The following is a 19,270-nucleotide window of genomic DNA, read 5'->3' on the forward strand; positions in this document are numbered from 1 at the left end:
GGGCGCGGCCGACCACCGTCATGCCGGCAGGTCCGGTGCCGTCGTCACCGCCCCCGGGCCGGGGACAGCCGGCGGTTGCGCTCACTACCCCGTTCGAACTGGCTGGCGATGGGGAAGTAGGCACCGAGGAACGCCTCGATGATCCTTGCCTGGTCCTCAGCCGGCACGTCGCCGTCGTGGTAGTCGTTGAGGCAGAACACGTCGAATGCTCGACCGGCCAGCAGATTGTCCAGCCGCGGCAGGTGCGCGGCCAGCCCGACGTTGGCGAAGGTGCAGCGGACCGATCCTCCCGTCGTCCGTCCGCTCATCAGACCGAAGTGATGCGCCAGGGACGAGAGCATGGATACGTCGTCGGTCGACCGGATCCGGTTGGCTGCCGTCCGCCGGACCTGCTCCGGAAACGCCGCTTCAATGTCGTAGAGGGTGCTGCGTCGGTGTGCGTGCGGAGCGTGCAGGAACGCGTGGATCAGCGTCTTGCCGAACGCTCCCTCCAGCAACCGCCGGTTGTTCTTGGCGGCCACCGCGAACGCCTCGTCGTCCGGGCCGGGGGGCGTGAGCGGGATCTGGGTGGGGCTCTTGAACGCCTTGGGCAGCCCACCCGGGTCGAAGAACATGTCGGGACCGAAGAGCCGGCCGAAGAAGACGTCGTCATTGAGGTAGACGAAGTGCTCGGACAGCCCTTCGATGTGGTGCAGTTGTGTCTCGATGGCGTGGGAGTTGAACGTCGGCAGCACGCCCGGGTCGGCGAAGATCTCCCTGTGGTCGACCATCCGGATCTTCGGATGCCCGGTGTCGAGCCAGTCCGGCACCTGGTCGTCGGTGACAATCCAGATCCGGTTCACCCACGGCGCGAAGAGATCGACCGACCGTAGCGAGTACCGCAGCTCGTCCCGACTGCGGAAGCGTTCGGCGCCCTGCAACGCGCCCTGCTCGGCGTACCCGATCCCGAGTGCCTGCGCGCGGCGGCGCGCCCAGGCCGGGTCCGCCCCGTCGACCCAGGTGTAGACGACGTCGATGGGGAAAGTGATCTCGTCGGCGAGCCGTCGGGTGAATGGTTCGACGGATCGGTAGTCACGCCCACCCACCGTCACCGCGGCGGGAGTGAGGGATTCGGCGGCCAGCCGCTCCCCCACCAACGTCCGGGTCGGTCCGCAGAGGTCCGATCCGTCCTCGGCGGTCTGCCAGAACTCCAGGGCACACCCGTAGATGGTGCCCAGCCGCAGCGTCTGCGACAGGGTCATCGCGGGTTCGAAGACCCGCAGCCAGGCGGCCGTCGCCATGGCGGCCACCCCGACCGTGGCCGCCGCCGGCCAGACCCCCATTGTGCGGTTCCGCTGGTCGAAGGCCTCCACGTAGACCGGCCGATCCGCGTGCCGGCGGGCGAGGGCGGCCACGACGGACTGCCGGGCCTCCTCCCGTACCGCCACCCGGAATGTCGGCGACATCTGTCGGACGAGGAAGTAGTCGATGCCCCCGGCGTCGAGGCTGTCCACGGTCAGGTCCAGATTGTCCCGCGCGACCTCGTACGGCGTGGAGTCCCGGAGGCGCGTCAACTGCCCCCGCGTCCAGATCAGGTCGTCCCGTCCGGCCTCGACTCCGGCAGCCCATGCCTCCACGTCGACCTCGCCCACGCTCTGGGCGGCCGCCTTGGTCGGAACCACGTTCGGTGCCGCCCTCCGGGCCTGGTGCGCGGCCACCGCGGCGAGTCGCCGATCGGTCCACCCCGGACGGCCCCGATCAGCGAGCAGATCGGCGAAGAGCTGCTCCCACTGTGGCATCACCCGCTCGACGGAGAAGCGCTCCACATCGCGCAGTGCGGCGTGCCCCATCGTGTGCCGCAGGCCGTCGTCCTCGACGAGCTTCCGCAGAGCGGCGGCGAGTTCGTCGATGTTGTCGGCGGCGACGAGGAACCCGGTTTCGCCGTCCTCGATCACCTCACGCGGCCCGTTGGGGCAGTCGTACGCCACCACCGGTACGGCGGCGCTCATCGCCTCGATCAGGGTGAGGCCGAAGGACTCGACGCGGGACGTCACCATCGCGACCGACGCCTTGGCCCACTCGTCCTCGATGCTCTCCGTCGGGCCGAGCAGTTGGACCTGGTTGCCGAGTTTGAGGCCGGCGATGCGCTCCTCGAGGCGCGTCCGTGAACCGCCCCCGAAGATGCGCAGCCGCCAGTCGGGGTGGTCCGGGGCGATCTGACCGAAGGCGGCGATCGCGTGCTCGAACTGCTTTTCCGGGCTCAACCGACCCGCCATCACGACGGTACGGGTCTCCCGCGTAGACCGTGGCCGGTAACCCTCCTCGATCGGGTTGGGCAGCACGACCAGCCGGGGAGCGGCATCGGCCAGCAGTTCGGCGAACCAGTCCCGGGTGGGCCGGGAGAGCAGCGCGATCGCGTCGGCCCGGGCGGCGAAGAGCCCGAACGGCTCGCCGGAGGAGCCCCGCAGTTCGGCGACGCGGTGCTCCTGCGCGACGATCACCACGCGTCGGGGCAGCAGCGTCGCGGCGACCGCGAGCAGTGCGGGGGTGGTGGTGACCACCACGTCGGCGTCGGTCTCGCCGAGCACGCGTTCGAGCTCGAGGTCGGACAGCGCGGAGAACGCGCCCTCCCAGTGTCGCCGGACGAGCGTGCTGGGCGCGGCGGCCAGCGCCTCGGCGATGGCGTCGGGCATCCCGCCGCGCACCGGCCGGGACACGCCTCCGCGAGTGTCGATCAGGTGCACCAGCTTTACCGCGGGGTCCACCTCGAAGGGCATCTCGTCGCGGGTGCGGAGGACACCGATGACCTCCACCTCGTGCCGATGGGCCAACCAGTTCGCCTGTCGCAGGACGGTGCGTTCGGTGCCACCGATGGCATCGGCCCACGTGAGCAAATAGGTGATCTTCATGAGTTGCCGTCCGTCGGGCGGGATTGGATGGGGAGGCAGGCCAGGGCGAGGCTGCCGGCCGGGGTGAAGTAGGGGCGGACACGGACCGACCGGCCGGGCGCGGCCCAGACGATCGCCGCCGCCGGACGCAGGGACTTCTTGGGGTTGGCGAGATCGTGCAGCACGGTGCCGACACGCAGCCGGCGCGACCCGGCGTACAGCCGGACGTCGAAGATCCTCTCCCGAACGCGTCCCACCTCCGTCATCGGCGACAGCGGCAGGGCGAACCGCAGCAGTTCCGTGCCTACCGGCTCGCCGCGGACACGGAAAGACTCGCCGCCGCCCCGCGGCTCCAACCCGACCTCCACCGGCCCGTCTGGCTGCCAACCGACCGTCCGCACGTCCAGGCTCGCACCGGTCCAGTCGAGTCGGACGTCGGTCAGCTCGGCCAGCGCCCCGGGAGCCGTGACGGCGAGCGCGAGCCGGCCGGCCTGGTCGGTCAGCGGTCGGTACCGGTATCCCGAGTCGGGGCAGGGCGGCGCCGACACGGTCGGGCCCGCAGGGCGTTCGGTCGCGCCGCCGACCACCCGGACGGGATCTCCCCCACCGGACCCGCTGATGAGGCGACACTCCACCCGCCACGGATCGCCCGGGGAAAGATCCAGTCCACCCGGCCTACCGCAGAGCAGGAGGGCGGTGGACACGGCCAGACCTCCGCTGCCGTGCCGCAGGTCGGCGGGCGCGCTGAGCCGCGTACTCCCGCGGACGAGGTGCAGCTCGGCACCGACGACGTCGGCGGCGAGCGCGGACGGCACCTCGAGGTCCAGGTTGAGGGTGTGACCGTCGAGCACGCCCACGAAACGTGCCTGGATCGACGGTCCGGCCGGCAGCGCGGCCCGGAAGAGCCGTCGGGGAGCCGGTGTCCGGACGGTGCCCTTCAGCTGCGCCACCTGCCGGCTCAGTTGCCGGTCGGCCCGGCGCAGGGCGACCCGCAGCCGTGGCCAGCGCCGCAGCGCGTCGGACGCCAGATCGCGCAGATGCGCCCCGTTCATGCCCGTCCCGCTCATGCCCGTCCCCGCCCATTCCCAATGGCCGTCCAGTTGCCGAACTGCTCACCACAGCCCGCCCGGCGCTGCCTAGCCGTCCAGAGTCGTCCATCCACCCCGACGACAGCGGCCACGGCCCGTCTGCTGGCGTCCACCGCCAGGGCCGGGGAGCCGACGAAGAGGACACCAGAGGTGGACCACGCCGTGGACACCCCCCGCCCCGCAGGCTGCCAGGACAGGCTGGTCGTACCGGCGTCGTCGCGTTTCATCAGCACCGTCCCGCCGGGATCCCGGGGAACCGCCGCCGCGGCTACCGGCCCGAAGCCGCCCTGCCCGTCGAGGCTCGCCGGGTTGACCGGCCAGCCACCGCCGACCCGCTGCCGCAACGCCATCACCCGACCGCTCTCCGCCTCGCGGAACACCAGCAGCAACCGGCCCCCGGGCTCCTGCAGGACGGTCAACGGACCCGCCGGGGCCGGAACGGACAACGTCGATGGCCGCTCGAACGGCCCGTCGACTGTGGCCTGGCGCCAGTGCAGCACCGCCCTGTCGGTGCCCGCGAACAGCTCGATGCGACCGTCGGCGGCGCTCGTGGCCGCCAGTCCCTCCTGCACGACACTGCCGCCGAGGTCGCCCCAGGGGCCCCAGGTATCCGGACCGGTCTGCGCCCGGCTGCTCACGCCGCGCCCGAAGTTACGGACGAACACCTGCACTCGACCGTCGGCACCGACAGCGGCGACCGGCATGCCCATCTCCAGCCGCCGCACCTCCGCGTCGACGGCGCCGTCCGCCGGATTACCCAGTTCCACCCAGGGGCCGAACGGTCCGCCCGGCTCTGACTCCACAGTGGTCACCAGAACGCGCCGGTGTCCCTCCCGCGCCGGGTCCAGCACCTGTCGGACACCGAAAAGGTGGATCCGACCGTCGGCGCCCGGAAGCGCGTACAGGTGCGGCACCAGCCCTGCCCCGTCGACCAGATCGGGCCCACGCCAATTCCCGCTGCCGGGTCGGGTTTCCCGCCACACCGCCGCCCGGTCCCCAAGCACCGCGAACGCGGCGAGCCGCCCGTCGGCCTGTCGGCGCAGCCAGGATGCGCTCCCGGGATAGCGGGGATGGGTGCTCTGCCCGTAACCGGGCACGTGACCCTGGTCGCCGACCTGGTAGTCGCCGCAACCCACCGGGTCCCCGCAGTCCCGGGGGACACCGCCGTAGATGTCCAGCAGTGCCTTCTTCGCGGCGAACGCCCCCGGCCCAAGGTTCCGCGGCCAGTGCCGGTTGTAGTAGCCCCGGTAGCTCTCCCGCAGGACCGGCCGCCCGCCGGCCTGTTCGTAGCGTCGTACCGCCTCAAGGGCGAAGTACGCGCTGGCCGTGTGCGTGAGGTGGTCGGAGTACGCGATCCGCCCGCTGGCGGCGTCGTAGGTCTTGTGGTCCGGATCGGGGTCGAGCAGCCGCACGACGGTCGGCTCGACCTCCCGCAGCAGCGCCGTCAACGCGGTGAGCAGTTGCTCCCGGTCGTACTCGCCGACGGCCTCCAACGGGCTGCCCGTCGGCCGTAGGGCCGGCAGGGCAGCCAGGCGTCCCTCCCACAGCACGCTGAGCCACCGGGGCGGCTCGTCCGCGACGGCGTCCTGCGTCCGCAGGTTGAAGAAGACCAGCCGCACGGCCGGCGCGTCGACCAGGGTGGCGATCTCCACCGGCACGCCACCCGCCAGCACCTGGGCGACCCGTGACCAGGCGGCCCGCCGGTCGCCGAGAGCCATCTGCGCGTACGCCGCCCGGATGCCGTTCTGGCGAGCCGCAGCGTAACCGGCGAAATCGACCGGAACGGCATGGCGATCGGGCTGGTTCTGGGGAGCGTTGCGGCCGTCTGCCTCGCTGGCGGTGAGATAGACCGCGGTGACCGGGGAACCGCTGCCAATCGCCTGCTGCACGGCGGGGTTGAGAAAGAAGAGGTCGTCGTCGGGGTGCGCGACGACCTGGAGGTAAGCCGCAGGATGGCGTGCCGACGTGGGGACGGACCGGCCGCCACCGTGTCTCAACCAGAACAACGCGTTACCCCCGGCCTGGGAGAGCGACGACGGCGGTCGCCGCGAGACGGTGTGGAACGGGGCGCGGTAACCATGTCAGGCCTTCTCCCACGGGCTGGGCACCGGGAAGTAGGTGTCCAGAAAGGGCGTGAGGACCGCGAGCTGAGCGGTCAGGTCCTCCTCGGACGAAAACGCGTCGTTCAGACAGAAGACGTGCCGGTCCCGACGGGCCAGCAGGTGCGCGAGTCGCGCTGGAGTGTCGGGGTGGGACAACTCGGCGATGGCGTACTCCAACTCGCCAGGCACGGCGCGACCGGTCTGGAACGCGTAGTAGTGGTGCAACGACGAGGCGATCGAGATGTCCGTCATGCCGCGGAACCGGCTGGCGGCGGTCCCGCGGTGCGGCACCGGGAACTCCTGCTCGATCTCGTACAGAACGCTGCGCCGAAGCGCGTGCGGCATGTGCTTCATCTTCTGGTTGAGCACGGTTCCGAAGCGTTCGGCGATCAGTGCCCGATTGTTCTTCCCGGCTACCGACGACGGGATGTCCTCGGCGCTCGGGGCACCGGGCGGCACCAGCGCCGGCGACGGGAAGAAGCGGGAGATGCCGTTGGCCAGGAAGAAATCCTGGGGGAGCACCTCGGTACCGAGGAAGACGTCGTCGTTGAAGTACAGGAAGTGCTCGGAGAGGCCGTCGAGGTGGTGCAGCTGGCTCTCAATCGCGTGCGAGTTGTAGGTGGGCAGCACCGACGGGTCCGTGAAGATCTCCCGGTGGCTGACCACGCGGATCCCCGGTGCGGACAGCTCCAACCAGTTGGGCACCTGGTCGTCGGTCACCAGGTAGATGTGTCGCACCCAGGGCGCGAACAGGTGTACCGACCGCAGCGAGTAGCGGAGTTCGTCGCGGCTGAGGAACCGAGCCGGGCTCGCTGCCTCGGCGTGGTAAGGAATCCCGGTCACGTCGGCGCGCCGACGCAGCCAGTCCGGGTCCGTGCCGTCCACCCAGGTGTAGACGACGTCAATGGGGAAGGACACGTCCTCGGGGCGCCGCCCCGCGAACTCCTGCCGGCTGCGAGCGGTCGCGCTGGCGGTCGGCGGCACCAGGCCGGTGAACAACGACTCGGGCACGAGGACCGGAGGCGACGACACCTGGACCTGCTCCGCCACCGGGTTACGACGCGGGGCGACGAGCGTGTCCCCCTGCCGGGTCCAGAACTCGACGTCGCAGCCGTACGCCAGCCCCAGCACCAGCCGGTGCCGGGAGTCCGTCCAGTACCAGGTCAGCCGCACGACCGGGGCGTCCGCAACCCGGTCCCACGTCTTCGGCTCGAAGCCCGCGGCCGGGGGCCGCTCACCGCTGCTTCGGGGCACGGAGACGTAGCCGGGCACCCGTCCGCAGGCCGCCGCGAGCGCGGCGTACACCCGGCCGCGGTCAGCGGCGTCGACGGCGACCACCGACGCCCGGTGTGACCGCCCGCGGACGCGGAAGTACTCCACGCCAGCCTCGTCGAGCGCCGCGGTCACGGCCGTCAGATTCGCCGTCCGGGCCCGCAGCGGCGTGACGGCTGGGTCGACTCGGGCGATCCGCGACGCGCGGTCGGCCGTCACGACCGCCCGGTCGCCACCGGCGAGCAGTTCCGGCTGCCGCCGAGCCAGCCGCTCGCCCCGGCGCCCCGCCACCTGGGCGTCCCGGGACGCCCGGGCGACCCACTGCTTCAGCTGGTGGCGCGCTCGCGGACTCACCTTCGTCGCGATGGCACGACGGGTCTGCGCGCTCAACACCCGGCGGTAGACGTCGACGAGCCCCGACGGCTCAGCGAGCGCCCGTGGCGGCTCCGACGACGACGGCTGGGGTGCGGGGCGAACCAAACTGGGCTCCACTAGGGATGGTGTACGGGAAACACTGGCTGGGGCGGCGCAGTCGGGTCAGCCGTCCGGCCTCGTCACGACGGCCTTGAAGTCGGTGACCGTGTTGACCATGTTGTTCGGCAGGGTCGGCGCATCAATGGGGGCGGCGCGACGGGGCCCCGGGACCGGCCGGAAGGAGCTACGCCACAGGGCGGTGGCCCCCAACCGCCTGCGCTCGGCGACCACGTCGTCGGGCAGCTCGAAGGGCGCCGGGAAGGGCAGGTAGCGCGGCAGGAAGTCAGCCAGCATCTTCTCCTGCTCCTCGATCACCCGGGAATCGGAGTCGGTGTCGTTGAGGCAGAACACTTCACGGTGCCGGCGGGCCAGCAGTTCCGCGAGGCGGGCCGGGGTCGAGGGGTGACCGAGGTCCGCGTACTCGTACTCGATGTCGGCAGGCACCGCCTGGCCGATCAGGTACGCCCAGTACTGATGCAGCGAGGAGGGGATGGACAGGTCGCCGTGGTGGCGGAAGCGGTGCCGGGCCGTCGCCAGCACGTCCGTCGACAACATGCCCTCGATCTGCTGCATGATGCTGCGCCGCAACGCGAAAGGCGTGTGCTTCATCTTCTGGGTGATGGTGACGCCGAACTGCCGCTGGATGTGCCGGCGGTTGTTCTTGCCGGCGGCGTTCACCGGTGGGTCGCTGGGCTTCGCCTCGCCCAGCCCGAACTGCGCCCGCGAGAGAAAGAACTTGGCGATCCCGTTGGCGTGGAAGAAGTGCGTCGGCAGCAGTGGCCGGCCCAGAAAGACGTCGTCGTTGAGGTAGAGGAAGTGTTCGGCCAGACCGTCGATGCGGTGCAGCCGGGACTCGATGGCGTGTGAGTTGAACGACGAGCGCCCGCCGAGGTCCGCGAAGATCTCGGCGTGCGAGACGACGGTGACCATCGGGTGGTTCGGGTCGAGCCAGCTGGGCAGCTGACTGTCGGTGATCAGGAAGATCCGGCGTAGCCACGGCGCGAAGCTGTGCAACGAGCGCATCGAATACCGCAGCTCGTCCCGGTTGTGGTAGCGCGAGGTGTTCGCCGCGATCGCGTGCAGGGGACCATCGGGAGTGCCGAGCGCGGCCATCTTGCGCTTCAGCCATTCGGGATCCGACCCGTCCACCCAGGTGTAGACGGCGTCGATCGGGAAGCCCACCCGGTCCGGGGCCCGGACCGTGAGATCGCGGCGGGTGCGGTAGGTGTGGTCGTCCGCCTCCGGAACGAAGTGGCTGATCAGTGCTGCGGCGACCCGGACCTTCTCCGCCTCGGCGGGTGCTTCGTCGATCACCGCGTTGTGCCGGGGAGCGCGAACAACGTCGCCGTGCCGAGTCCAGAACTCGATCTCGCAGGCGAACTGCACACCGAGGACGACGCCCGCCCGCGCGTCGGTCACCGGGAACCAAATCTGGAACACCTCGGCCGGGGCCGCGTCCGGCCGGTCCCGACCGGGCTGGACGTTGACCACCCGGACGTGTGCGCCGGACAGCGCCGGCGCGGACCGGACCAGGCGACCCACCGCCGGCCGCTGATCGTCGAGGACCGCGACTGAGCTACGCAGGTAGTCGTCGTTGCGCAGGCAGTGGTAGTCGACGCCAGCCGCCTCCAGGGCGGCGGTGACGGCCGTGAGGTTGCGGTGCCACAGCTGCAACGGAGTGGCCGTGGCGACCACCTCGGCCTGGATCCGGACGCCACCGTCGGGAACGCTCACCCGGGCACCCATCGGATGCACGGTGTCGCCGCCGCGCGGCCGGGAGAAGGCGTGCACCAGGCCGATCCGGCGGTGCGCGGGCAGCAGACCCAACAGGCGACGCCGCGCCGGTAGGGGTAGGAGTCGGTAGATCTTCAGGGCGATCATGCGGCGGGCCGTCCGCTCGGGACGACCGCCTCGTCGGCAGCCATCAGCGCGTCAGCCCTGCTGGTCGGTGGCGGCCTGAAACTCGTCGCGCGCTGACTCGAGACGCACTTGTGCAGCCATCACTGCATGCCCTTTCACAGGTCCCCCGGTAGCACTGCATGGCGATCTGGTGCCGTCCGCTCCACGCTGTCGCGGGCTGTCGGCTGGCACCGATCTCCGGGCCGGCTCGCGTCCTCCCAGCAGTGGGAAAGGGTGGCCGCCGCAGGTGGCCCGGAGCAGTGCGTTTACCTGCGGGCCATCAAACAACCACAGGATCCACAGCCGGCACACAGGCGAACGTCGCATAAAGATGTTTTGCACCGATTAGCGGGAAAAATCCTGACCGTTCAGTCAGTACGACGGCACCGGTAGGGCCGGATGAAGCCGGCCTCACGTTCCTCCCCCGCCGACCGTGGAACCGATAATGCGGTCCTCGGGGCCGCACCGCGACCTGGCAGAGTGGCGGGGTGACCGAGACCGAGCCCGCCGCGACCCGGGTGCTGCACCCGCCGGTCGGCTACCGGCTGGCCGCGTCGGTCCGCGCGCTCACCTTCAGCCCGTACGACCCGTGCGCCCGTGTCGCCGCCGGCACCTTCTGGTGGGCCACCCGCTCGCCGGACGGACCGGCCACCCTCGCCCTGCGGCCAGCCAACGGCGAGCTGGTGGCCGAGGGCTACGGGCCGGGTGCCGAGCACGTGCTGGCCCGCGCGGACGCGATCGCGGGGCTCCGCGACGACCTGACCGGGTTCGCCGAGCTGGCCGCGACGCACCCCCTGGTCGCCCGGCTGGCCCGGGAGCATCGCGGGCTGCGGATGCCGGCCACCGGGCAGGTCTTCCCCCGGCTGCTGCGCGCGGTCTTCGAGCAGAAGGTCACCGGCAAGGAGGCGTACCGGGCGTACTCGGCGACCGTGCGGCACTTCCGCGAGCCGGCGCCCGGTCCGCTGCAACCGCTGCTGCTGCCGCCCGAGGCCGCCGCGGTGGCCGCCACCCCGTACTGGGTATTCCACCCGTTCGGGGTCGAGCAGCGCCGCGCCGACACGCTGCGCCGCGTCGCCGCGCTCGCCGACCGGTTGGAGCGCTGCGCCGACGCCGCCGAGGCCACCCGCCGGCTGACGGCCGTCGCCGGCATCGGGCCGTGGACCGCCGCCGAGGTGGTCCGTATCGCCTACGGCGACCCGGACGCGGTCAGCGTCGGCGACTACCACATCCCGAACACGGTGGCCTGGGCGCTCGCCGGCGAGCCACGGGGTGACGACGCTCGGATGCTGGCCCTGCTGGAGCCGTTCCGGGGCCACCGGGGCCGGGTGTGCCTGCTGCTGGAGGCCGCCGGCATCCAGGCGCCGAAGTACGGTCCCCGCGCCCCGATCCGCTCGTTCGCCCGGTTCTGAGCAGCCGGCGGTTCTGAGTAGCCGGCGAAACGCTGGTCAGCGGCCCGCGCAGAGCCGGCGCAGGGTGCGGCCGAGCCACCAGGCGTACGTGTGCTGCACCGCCTGCACGGCCGGGCCGGCGGCGCGGGTCAACCAGCGGTCCGGGCGGCTGAACGCCCGCACCTCGAACCAGACCGCGCCGGCGTCGTCGCGGCCGACCACGAACGCCTCCTCGCCGCGCTCCGGATGCCCGGGCAGGGTGCCGTAGCCGAAGCCGGCGAGACCCGGCGACTCCTCGCTCCAGATCACCCGGCAGGGCCCCCAGATGCGGGCCGGACCGACACCCAGGCCGGCTGTCACCAGCACGCCCTCGGTGGCGCGCGGGGCGTCGGTGCGCATCCGGACCCCGGCGGCGCGGTGCAGTCGCCAGCTCAGCACCGCCTCGGCCGCGACCTCGAAACAGCCGGCCGGCAGCGGGTACCGGTGGCGCAGGTGGTGGTACCCGCCGGGCAGCGACCCGTGCCGGGTCCGGCCAACCTCCGGGTACGTCAGCTCGGCCACCGCTCCCCCTCGACCTCGTCCGGACATGCGTCAGGGTACGGCCGGCCGGGCGGGCCGCCGGTCGAGGACGGCAGAGGCTGTGGTGTGCTGCCCGGATGAACGTCGAGGCGAGCATCGTCCCGGCCGGTGTCGCGGACGCCGGCGAGATCCTCACCGTGCAGCGCGCCGCGTACCTGACCGAGGCGCAGCACTACACCGATCCGTTCCTGCCGCCGTTGACCGAGACGCTGGACGAGGTCAGGCGGTGCTGACCGGTCCGACCACCGTGCTCGCCGCCCGGCTGGGGCACCGGCTGGTCGGCTCCGTGCGGGCCCACCTCGACGGGGACACCGCACACGTCGGGCGGCTGTCGGTCGCCCCGGACCAGCAGGGGCGAGGCGTCGGGGGTCGGCTGCTCGCCGCGATCGAGGCGGCCTGCCCGCCCTCGGTGGCCCTGTTCACCCTGTTCACCGGCGCGGACAGCACCCGCAACGTTCGGCTGTACCAACGGCACGGCTACCGGATCGTGGCGCACCGGCCGGACCCGAACGGCATCCGGTTGGCCGTACTGGAGAAGCCGGCGGTCAGCCCAGCTCGCTCCGGCGCTTGAGCCCATCGGCCTCCAGCCGCAGGTAGCGGCGGAGCAGACCGCCGTACAGCCAGCCGACCGGCCCGGCCAGTGGCCCGGACTGCGCGATGGCCAGCTCGACCCGGGTACGCCCGTCGGGTAGCGGCAGCAACCGGTGCTCCGCCCGGGTCCGCACGCCGGGGGCCTCGGAGACCCAGGTGAAGTCGCGCCCCTCGGTCAGCTCGGTGACCCGCCACACCGCCGGCCGCAGCTTCGGCTGCGTCAACCGCGCGGTCGCGCCGACGGTGAGCGGCCCCGGCTCTCCCCGTTCGACCTGGCTCACCGAGGCCGTCCACTCGGGCCACCGCTGTACGTCGATCAGCACCGCCCACACCCGCTGGGCATCGGCGGCGATCTCCGTACCGGCTTCGAACCGCATCGCGTCTCCTCCCCGGCGGCGCCGCCCGGCGACACCGCGCCATGGAGACGAGGCTGCCCGACGGATAGTGACCCGGGCAACCACTGGCCGGCCATGCTGCGGAAGCGCCGCCGGGAATCAGGCGGCTTCGCGCAGGTCGGCCAGGGTGAGCGGGGTACGCCGACGCAGCAGCTCCGCCAACTCCGGCACCGACCCGACCTCGCCGAGCACGTTCTTGCCGCCGCCGAACAGCTCCGGGTAGCGACGGACCAGCCGGTACCGGTAGCGGCCCCGGATCAGCTCGACGCTCACCCGCCACCGCCCGCAGCAGTCACAGACCCACTCGGACACCTCGCGAAACTAGCTCTGACCTGCGGCTATCTGATTCGCCCGGTCGGGACGAGCGGCGCGCGGGCGGACACGCCACCCCGGCACCCACGGTGATCTGCCTCACGACTGTCGGCACCGTCTGATTGACTGGTCGCCGTGGACCTGCCGATCAACCCTCCGGTCGAGCCGATGCTGGCCAAGAGCGTCCCCAAGCTGCCCACCGCGCCCGGCGTGACCTACGAGCCCAAGTGGGACGGGTTCCGGTGCATCGTGTTCCGCGACGGCGACGAGGTGGAGCTGGCCAGCCGCGGCGGCAAGTCGATGACCCGCTACTTCCCCGAGGTGGTCGAACAGGCCCGCCGACAGCTACCCGAGCGGTGCGTGGTCGACGGGGAGCTGATCGTGATCCGGCGGGACGGCCCGGGCGGCCAGCCCCGGCTGGATTTCGAGCTACTGGCCCAGCGCATCCACCCGGCCGCGTCCCGGGTGAAGCTGCTGGCCGAGACCACCCCGGCCGACTTCGTCGCCTTCGACCTGCTGGCCATCGGCGACGAGGCCCTGGTCGACCAGCCCTACCCGCGCCGTCGGGAGCGGTTGGTGGAGGCGCTGTCCGGGGTGCGCCCGCCCGTGCACGTCACCCAGGTGACCACCGACCCGGAGACCGCCCGCCGGTGGTTCGACGTCTTCGAGGGCGCCGGGCTGGACGGGCTGATCGTCAAGCCGGCCGACCTGCCGTACGAGCCGGGTAAGCGGCTGATGTTCAAGGTCAAGCACGCCCGCACCGCGGACGCGGTGGTGGCCGGCTTCCGCTGGCACAAGTCCGGCCCGGTGGTCGGCTCGCTGCTGCTCGGCCTCTACGACGACGCGGGGGTGCTGCACCACGTGGGGGTGAGCGCCTCGTTCAGCATGGCCCGGCGGGCCGAGCTGCTCGACGAGCTGGCGCCCTACCGGGACACCGGCGGCGAGCACCCGTGGGTGCACGGTGACCACGAGCGCGGCCAGCGCATCCCGGGCGGGGTGAGCCGGTGGACCGGCACGAAGAACCTGGAGTGGGAGCCGCTGCGCCCGGAGCTGGTGGTCGAGGTCGGTTACGACGCGATGGAGGGCGAACGGTTCCGACACACCGCCCAGTTCGTCCGGTGGCGGCCGGACCGCGATCCTCGGTCCTGCCGCTACGACCAGCTCGAGCGCCCGATCCGCTTCGATGTGGACCAGGTGCTGCGCGGCGACCCGGCGGCCACCGTGGACCGGGCCGCCACCGGCCCCGCGTAGCCTGGCCGTCGACTCGACTCCGGAGGACCACGTGACCCGCACCGCCGACCAGCCTCGAATGGCGACCAGTCGCCGGGTCCGTCGCACTCTCGCCGGCTTCGCCGTGGCCGCGCTGCTCACCGCCGGCTGCACCCTGCCGGCGTTCGCGCCACGCACCGAGGTGGAGGGCGAGGCGGCGCCAACCGGCAGCTCCCCGACCTGGCGAGCCTGCCCGGAGGTGGCCGACGAGTTGGTAGGGCGGGGCGCCCCGGACATGCGCTATGAGTGCACCCGGATCGCCGTCCCGCGCGACTGGGGCACCGGCGGCGGGGCGACCGCCGGCCCGGGCGCGGGGCAGACCTTCGAGATCGCCCTGCTGCGCGCCCGATCCACGAAGCAGCGGGACCGGATCGGCTCGCTGGTGATCAACCCGGGTGGTCCCGGTGGCTCCGGCGTCGACACCGCCGTCTACCTCTCCTTCGGCACCCAGTTCGGTGGGCTGCCCACCACGATCACCGAACGCTTCGACATCGTCGGCTTCGACCCGCGCGGGGTGGCCCGGTCCAGCCCGGTCAAGTGCATCTCCGACGCCGACCTGGACGCCAGCTTCGGCTACGACCCGGATCCGACCAGCCAGTCGGCGTTCGACGGCTTCGTGGGGCTGAGCCAGCGGATCGGGCGCGGCTGCGGCGACCGGTACGGCGACCAGTTGCCGCTGTACGGCAGCGAGCAGGCCGCCCGGGACATGGACGCGGTCCGCGCCGCCGTCGGCGACGACAAGTTCACCTACCTGGGCTACTCGTACGGCACCCTGCTCGGCGCCGTCTACGCCCAGCTCTACCCGCAGCGGGTGCGGGCGCTGGTGCTCGACGGCGCGGTCGACCCGCAGCAGCGGCTGGTGGCCGGCTCGGAGAGCCAGGCCCGCGGCTTCGAGCGGGCCTTCGACAACTTCACCCGCTGGTGCGCCGCGACCGCCGACCGCTGCCCGATCGCACCGGACGCGCGCGCCGCCGTCACCACGGCCATCGACAAGGCCAGGGTCTCGCCGGTCCGCGGCGACGACGGGCGGGAGGCGACTCCCGGCTGGGTCTTCTACGCGGTCATCTCCTCGCTCTACACCGAGTCCGGCTGGCAGGAACTGGCCCGGGCGATCGACCGGCTGGCCGAGGGTGACCCGAAGGACGTGTTCCGGCTCGCCGACGCGTACGCGGGGCGGGAGAGCGACGGGCACTACTCGAACCTGTTCGACGCCAACCTCGCCATCAACTGCGCCGACGAGACGGAGAAGCCGAGCCGGGCCCAGATCCGCCAGTTGCAGTCGCAGTGGCGCACGAAGTACCCGCTGTTCGGGCCGGCGCTGGCGGTCGGCATGCTGAGCTGCGTCGAGTGGCCGGGCGGGCGGGACCCGTACCCGACCGGCCGGGCCAACGGCGCGCCGCCCATCGTGGTGGTCGGCACCACCGGCGATCCTGCGACGCCCTACGAGCAGACCCCCCGGCTCGCCTCGATGCTGGGCGTCGGTCGGGTGCTCACCTGGGAAGGCGAGGGGCACACCGCCTACCCGCAGACCTCCTGCATCACCGCGGCGGTGGACGCCTACCTGATCGACCTGACCGTCCCCAGGGACGGGTTACGCTGCCCGGCTCGGTGACCGGCCGGGTCGGCGGCAGCGGCGGCAGCTCGATGCCCTGCCGGGCGGCCAACTCCTCCAGCAGCGCCCGCATCCGCCGCACGTCGGTCTTGAGCTGCTCCTGCTCCTCGTGCACGAAGGCGTCGTCATCGACGATGAGCCGGCTGGCGAAGTGTGCGGTGATCAGCGGGATCACCAGCAACACCATGGTCGAGATGAGCAGCGCGGCGAGCGTCCGGCCCGCCCAGGTGGTCGGCGAGATGTCGCCGTACCCGACGGTGGACGCGGTCACCACCGCCCACCAGACGGCGTCGGCAGGGCTGCGCTGCTCGACCTCGCCGTAGATGACCCCCGCCACCACGATCATCAGCAGGTACGACGTGATCAGCGTGCGGGGTGAGTTCGCGAACCACACCAACGCCCGGTAGATCCACCGGAACGGCAGGAACAGAAGGTCCATGCCGCCCTATGCTGCCCCCTCCCGGCAAGCGGCACCGACCCATCCGCCGACGTCACTGTGCCAGGCTCAGCGGCATGACCGACATGATCTACCGCGAGGCGGTACGGGCCGACCTGCCCGCCGTCATCGCCCTGCTCGCCGACGACGTCCTCGGCAAGGCCCGCGACTTCACCGAGGTCGACGAGGCGTACGAGCGGGCGTTCGCGGACATCAGCGCCGACCCGCGCAACCAGCTGATCGTCGCCGAGCAGGGCGGCGAGCTGGTCGGCTGCCTCCAGATCACCTACATCCCCGGGCTCGGCCGGCACGGCGCCGAGCGGTCCCTGATCGAGTCGGTCCGGGTCCGGTCCGACCGGCGCGGCCAGGGGCTGGGCCGGGAGCTGATGACCTGGGCCATCGACCAGGCCCGGCAGCGCGGCTGTGCGCTGGTGCAGCTCACCACGGACAAGACCCGCCAGGACGCACACCGCTTCTACCTGGGCCTCGGTTTCGTGGCGAGCCACGAGGGCATGAAGCTCGCCCTCTGACCGCCCGCCGACGGCGCCAGCCCGTCGGTGACGCCAGCCCGCCGACGGCGCCAGCCCGTCGGTGACGCCAGCCCGTCGATGACGTCGACCCATCGGTGGCGCCAGCCCATCGGTGACATCGACCCATCGGTGGCGCCAGCCCATCGGTGACGCCAGCCCGTCGATGACGCCAGCCCGTCGATGACGTCGACCCGTCGGTGGCGTCGGCCCGTCGGCTGCCTCTGGCCCCATCACGCCCCGAGGTCCCCAGGTGCCCCTCGACGCCTGTCGAGCTGCCCCAGATCTGGGGCAGCGAACCGCGTCGACGGCGAGCTTCCACACCCCCGCACCCGAACACCCCGTGACCCACATCCAGAACTGCGAACAAGCCGACGGCGGCGCCCCACCCAGGCTCCCTCACCTGGGCTCCCGTGCCCACGCCTTCCCAGGTCAAGGTCAACCCGATCGCGGCCTGGTCGCAGGGCGACCCGGGCCACCGGTTTGTCCGTTCAGAAGTGCCCGCGCCTTCCGTGCCCGCGCCTTCCGCGGTCCATATCTGGGGCAGCTCGACAGGGAGCGAACATGCCCCTGCCGGTCGCCTCTCGCCGAGCCCGTAGCCCACGGTGCTCACGGCCCACGGCCCACGGCCCACGGCTCACGGCTCACGGCTCACGGCTCCACGCGCACCGCCCACCGCTCAGGGCCCACGGCCCACGGCCCATGGGTCGAGGGCAGCGGTCAGCCGTCGACCAGGCGGCCGTCGCGCAGGTTGAGCACCCGGTCGGCGAGGTCAATCAGGGCGGGGTCGTGCGTGGCCACCAGCGCCGTCATGCCTCGGGCGTGCACCACCGCGCGCAGCAGATCCATGATGGACCGACCGGTCTCCGAGTCGAGCTGGCCGGTTGGCTCGTCGGCGATGAGCAGGTCCGGCTCGTTGGCCAGTGCGCGGGCCACCGCGACCCGCTGCTGCTGCCCGCCGGAGAGCTCGTACGGGCGCTGCGCCGCGTGCCCGCCCAGGCCGACAAGCTCCAGCAACACCGCGACCCGCTGTTCCCGCTCGGCCGCCGGCACCTGGGCCAGCCGCAGCGGCACGCCCACGTTCTCGGCGGCGGAGAGGATCGGCACCAGCCCGAACGTCTGGAACACGAACCCGACGGTGCCCCGGCGCAGCTTCAGCAGCTCCGCCTCGCCGGCCGCGGTCACCTCGTGCCCAGCCACCACCACCTGGCCGCTGTCCGGCCGGTCCAGCCCGCCGATCAGGTTCAGCAGCGTGGTCTTGCCGGCGCCGGAGCGGCCCCGGATGGCGACCAACTCGCCGCGGTTTGCGCCGAACGAGACGTCCCGCACCGCGTGCACGGCGTGCTCGCCCCGGCCAAAGGTCCGGCTCACGCCGCTGACCCGGACCACTTCACCGGGGACCGCCCCGGCCTGGGCCAGCCCGCCAGCCCCGGCTGGGCCGGTCACCACCATGTCCCGACGGCTCACGCCCGCCCCTCCTGCCCATCCGAGGCCCGGTCACCGGGCCGTACCTGCACATGGTCCGGCTCGAGATCGAGCCGGACCCGCTCCCGCATCGCCAACGCGTCGACGAAGGCGGCCGGCAGCTGCATCCGACCGTTCCGGTCCAGTACCGCGTACTCCTCGCTGACCAGTTCGGTGCTGCCGTCCGCGCCGACCCGCGCGGTCCGGCGTACCTCGGAGGCGGTCCGGCCGTCGCGGATCGCGACGGTCCGGCGGACCTGCGTGGCCACGGCTTGGTCGTGGGTGACCACCACGATGGTCACGCCCAGCTCGGCGTTGATGGTGCGCAGCGCCGCGAAGACCTCCGCACCGGTCGCCTCGTCCAACTCGCCGGTCGGCTCGTCAGCGAAGAGCACCTCCGGGTCGTTGGCCACCGCCACCGCCACCGCGCACCGCTGCTGCTCGCCGCCGCTGAGCTGCCCCGGCCGCCGATCCGCGCAGTAGCCCACGCCGACCAGGTCGAGCAGCTCCCGGGCCCGCTCCCGACGGGCCCGCCGGGAACGCTTGCCGGCCAACTGCATCGGCAGCTCGACGTTCTCCAGCGCCGTGAGGTACGGCAGCAGGTTGCGGCCGGTCTGCTGCCAGACGAACCCGACCAGCTCCCGGCGGTAGCTCAGCCGCCGCTTGGCGGACAGCGAGAGCAGGTCGTAGTCGGCCACCCGGGCGATGCCGGCGGTCGGGGTGTCCAGGCCGGACAGGATGTTGAGCAGCGTCGACTTGCCCGAGCCGGAGGCACCCACGATCGCGACCAGCTCACCCCGGTCGATGACCAGGTCGAGCCCCTGCAGGGCGACCACCTCCACCCCCTCGGTCTTGAAGATGCGCACGAGGCCGTCGCAGACGATGTGCCCGCGCAGCCGGTCCTGGCCGCCGGCCCGCTCGGCGGCGCGCTGCGCGGCCCGCTGTTGCAGGGCGGCCAGGTCGGGCGCCACGGGAACCTGGGCAGTAGCGGTCAT

Annotated in this window: 15 protein-coding genes and 1 pseudogene; 5 read left to right on the forward strand and 11 right to left on the reverse strand. The window is 72.3% G+C overall.

The features are described from left to right. Positions 1-44: 44 nt before the first annotated feature. The 5 genes from OG990_RS21110 to OG990_RS21130 form a co-directional block, all read right to left on the reverse strand. Positions 45-2,888 carry a stealth conserved region 3 domain-containing protein gene (locus tag OG990_RS21110; protein ID WP_406076922.1) on the reverse strand — a complete coding sequence of 948 codons (2,844 nt, stop codon included), beginning with the start codon at positions 2,886-2,888 and terminating at the stop codon, positions 45-47. Then, on the reverse strand, positions 2,885-3,919 hold the full coding sequence (locus tag OG990_RS21115) for a hypothetical protein (protein ID WP_386989329.1): 1,035 nt from the start codon (positions 3,917-3,919) through the stop codon (positions 2,885-2,887). The genes OG990_RS21110 and OG990_RS21115 overlap by 4 nt, the downstream gene beginning before the upstream one ends. Positions 3,920-3,930: 11 nt before the next feature. After that, the gene (locus OG990_RS21120) at positions 3,931-5,961 is read right to left on the reverse strand and encodes a PIG-L family deacetylase (protein WP_406076923.1); all 2,031 of its coding nucleotides are present in this window, start codon (positions 5,959-5,961) and stop codon (positions 3,931-3,933) included. A 75-nt stretch (positions 5,962-6,036) separates the two neighbouring features. Further along, entirely contained in the window at positions 6,037-7,683 is a 1,647-nt protein-coding gene (locus OG990_RS21125; RefSeq protein ID WP_406076924.1) for a stealth family protein, read from the reverse strand. A gap of 183 nt (positions 7,684-7,866) precedes the next feature. Then, positions 7,867-9,684 (reverse strand): stealth family protein, encoded by a 1,818-nt coding sequence (locus OG990_RS21130; RefSeq protein WP_406076925.1) that lies wholly within the window; start codon positions 9,682-9,684, stop codon positions 7,867-7,869. Positions 9,685-10,190: 506 nt separating this feature from the next. On the opposite strand from OG990_RS21130, the gene OG990_RS21135 reads away from it, so the two are divergent. Beyond that, on the forward strand, positions 10,191-11,111 hold the full coding sequence (locus OG990_RS21135; protein WP_406076926.1) for a DNA-3-methyladenine glycosylase family protein: 921 nt from the start codon (positions 10,191-10,193) through the stop codon (positions 11,109-11,111). A 36-nt stretch (positions 11,112-11,147) separates the two neighbouring features. On the opposite strand, the gene OG990_RS21140 is transcribed toward OG990_RS21135, so the two are convergent. Next, complete coding sequence (locus tag OG990_RS21140; RefSeq protein WP_406076927.1) at positions 11,148-11,651, reverse strand: DUF1990 family protein; 504 nt, start codon at positions 11,649-11,651, stop codon at positions 11,148-11,150. Positions 11,652-11,746: 95 nt separating this feature from the next. Here OG990_RS21140 and OG990_RS21145 point away from each other — a divergent pair. Then, positions 11,747-12,240 (forward strand): annotated as a pseudogene (locus OG990_RS21145) (GNAT family N-acetyltransferase). Here the strand turns inward: OG990_RS21145 and OG990_RS21150 are convergent. Both OG990_RS21150 and OG990_RS21155 read right to left on the reverse strand, forming a co-directional pair. Beyond that, positions 12,215-12,637 carry an SRPBCC family protein gene (locus OG990_RS21150; RefSeq protein WP_406076928.1) on the reverse strand — a complete coding sequence of 141 codons (423 nt, stop codon included), beginning with the start codon at positions 12,635-12,637 and terminating at the stop codon, positions 12,215-12,217. The pseudogene OG990_RS21145 and the gene OG990_RS21150 overlap by 26 nt on opposite strands. 117 nt (positions 12,638-12,754) lie before the next feature. Beyond that, positions 12,755-12,967, reverse strand: coding sequence for a hypothetical protein (locus OG990_RS21155; RefSeq protein WP_406076929.1), 213 nt, complete (start codon positions 12,965-12,967; stop codon positions 12,755-12,757). A 135-nt stretch (positions 12,968-13,102) separates the two neighbouring features. Between OG990_RS21155 and OG990_RS21160 the strand changes: the two genes are divergently transcribed. Further along, positions 13,103-14,218, forward strand: coding sequence for an ATP-dependent DNA ligase (locus OG990_RS21160; protein ID WP_406076930.1), 1,116 nt, complete (start codon positions 13,103-13,105; stop codon positions 14,216-14,218). A 58-nt stretch (positions 14,219-14,276) separates the two neighbouring features. Beyond that, positions 14,277-15,848, forward strand: coding sequence for an alpha/beta hydrolase (locus OG990_RS21165; protein ID WP_406081836.1), 1,572 nt, complete (start codon positions 14,277-14,279; stop codon positions 15,846-15,848). Here OG990_RS21165 and OG990_RS21170 read toward each other — a convergent pair. Then, entirely contained in the window at positions 15,775-16,287 is a 513-nt protein-coding gene (locus OG990_RS21170; RefSeq protein WP_406076931.1) for a potassium channel family protein, read from the reverse strand. The two genes, OG990_RS21165 and OG990_RS21170, sit on opposite strands and share 74 nt — an antisense overlap. Positions 16,288-16,361: 74 nt before the next feature. On the opposite strand from OG990_RS21170, the gene OG990_RS21175 reads away from it, so the two are divergent. Continuing rightward, on the forward strand, positions 16,362-16,814 hold the full coding sequence (locus OG990_RS21175; protein WP_406076932.1) for a GNAT family N-acetyltransferase: 453 nt from the start codon (positions 16,362-16,364) through the stop codon (positions 16,812-16,814). Positions 16,815-17,531: 717 nt separating this feature from the next. Here OG990_RS21175 and OG990_RS21180 read toward each other — a convergent pair. Together OG990_RS21180 and OG990_RS21185 are read right to left on the reverse strand one after the other, a co-directional pair. Further along, positions 17,532-18,263 (reverse strand): ABC transporter ATP-binding protein, encoded by a 732-nt coding sequence (locus OG990_RS21180; protein WP_406081837.1) that lies wholly within the window; start codon positions 18,261-18,263, stop codon positions 17,532-17,534. Positions 18,264-18,274: 11 nt separating this feature from the next. Further along, a complete protein-coding gene (locus OG990_RS21185; RefSeq protein ID WP_328425003.1) occupies positions 18,275-19,270 on the reverse strand; it encodes an ABC transporter ATP-binding protein in 996 nt (331 codons plus the stop codon).

Source organism: Micromonospora sp. NBC_00858 (assembly GCF_045207365.1).
Classification (GTDB): Bacteria; Actinomycetota; Actinomycetes; order Mycobacteriales; family Micromonosporaceae; genus Micromonospora.